This window comes from Pseudovibrio sp. POLY-S9 (assembly GCF_001431305.1).
Taxonomy (GTDB): domain Bacteria; phylum Pseudomonadota; class Alphaproteobacteria; order Rhizobiales; family Stappiaceae; genus Pseudovibrio.
In genome coordinates this window covers 1-643 of the sequence record NZ_LCWX01000169.1, presented here as the reverse complement: position 1 = coordinate 643, position 643 = coordinate 1, and the positions used below count along the sequence as shown (strand labels likewise).

At 51.6% G+C, this 643-nt stretch carries 1 pseudogene; it reads right to left on the bottom strand.

What is annotated here, in order from left to right:
- Positions 1-643 (bottom strand): annotated as a pseudogene (locus PPL9_RS17320) (hypothetical protein); the annotation flags it as partial.

Sequence of the window (643 nt, the reverse complement as noted above, 5' to 3'; positions counted from 1 at the left end):
ATCTTCGGTTGATCTGGTCTACTGCTGTCGCCAGCTTCTCGTTCGGATTTGGCTTGCCAGGTTCCGGAGAGGTGAATAATTCACCGGATCTTTCTGCAAGAGGTAAAACATCTGTTAGCTGGACCGAAATTGAACCTACAAGGTAGGGCCGTCGCTTAATCATGATCTGCCAGAGACGTTCGTAGATGCTGAGGAACAATGCTGTGTCTTGTGAGGCAACACAGCTCTGAGCTTGGCTCCATCCTCCTGATGGTAAGAACCGGAGCTGCAGGCTGAAGCGTTTAGCGCAGTATCCGTCTCGTCTCATGCGTTCGACAGCCTTCTCCACGAGCCACCGGCCAACCAATTTAGCTTGGCTGGAAACTCGGTATTGAGGAGCAAGAACCTTTGAGTTGCCATAGCTATTACGCTTTGTTTCCTGCAGCGGGATGTTCTCACCCTGCAACGCCCGCACAAAGCGCTCTCCTTCCACCGAGTGCCATATCAATCTGGCATGGCGAGGGTCCAGGTTGTAAAGCGAAGGAATGTCATAGATCCGTGCCTTGTAAAGGCGCTTACTGATGCCTTGAGAGATTCCGGGCAAATCTTCCAGCTTCATCTTGCTCAGACGATCCGGCATATTTTCAGGGGCCAACCATTGAAG